Origin of the sequence: Acinetobacter sp. S54, from assembly GCF_016624945.1 — a bacterium.
In the GTDB taxonomy this organism is placed as follows: domain Bacteria; phylum Pseudomonadota; class Gammaproteobacteria; order Pseudomonadales; family Moraxellaceae; genus Acinetobacter.
On the sequence record NZ_JACVUI010000032.1, the window covers coordinates 1 to 503 of the forward strand.

The following is a 503-nucleotide window of genomic DNA, read 5'->3' on the forward strand; positions in this document are numbered from 1 at the left end:
AGGAAGATCATCATGGCTAAAGCCAAGTTTGAACGTAATAAGCCGCACGTAAACGTGGGCACAATTGGTCACGTTGACCATGGTAAAACAACTCTTACTGCTGCAATCGCAACGATCTGTGCGAAAACTTACGGCGGTGAAGCGAAAGATTACTCACAAATCGACTCAGCACCTGAAGAAAAAGCACGTGGTATTACGATTAATACATCACACGTAGAATACGATTCTCCAATCCGTCACTACGCACACGTAGACTGCCCAGGCCACGCCGATTATGTTAAAAACATGATCACTGGTGCTGCTCAGATGGATGGCGCGATCCTTGTATGTGCTGCGACTGATGGTCCAATGCCACAAACTCGTGAACACATCCTTCTTTCACGTCAGGTAGGTGTACCTTACATCATCGTATTCTTAAACAAATGCGACCTAGTAGACGACGAAGAGCTTCTTGAGTTGGTAGAAATGGAAGTTCGTGAACTTCTTTCTACTTATGACTTCCC

Annotated in this window: 1 protein-coding gene; it reads left to right on the forward strand. The window is 45.3% G+C overall.

Translation table 11 applies throughout. From position 1 onward, the window contains the following. Positions 1-12: 12 nt before the first annotated feature. Positions 13-503: GTP-binding protein (locus IAE20_RS16685; RefSeq protein WP_081036001.1), on the forward strand; the 491-nt coding region annotated here is incomplete at its 3' end.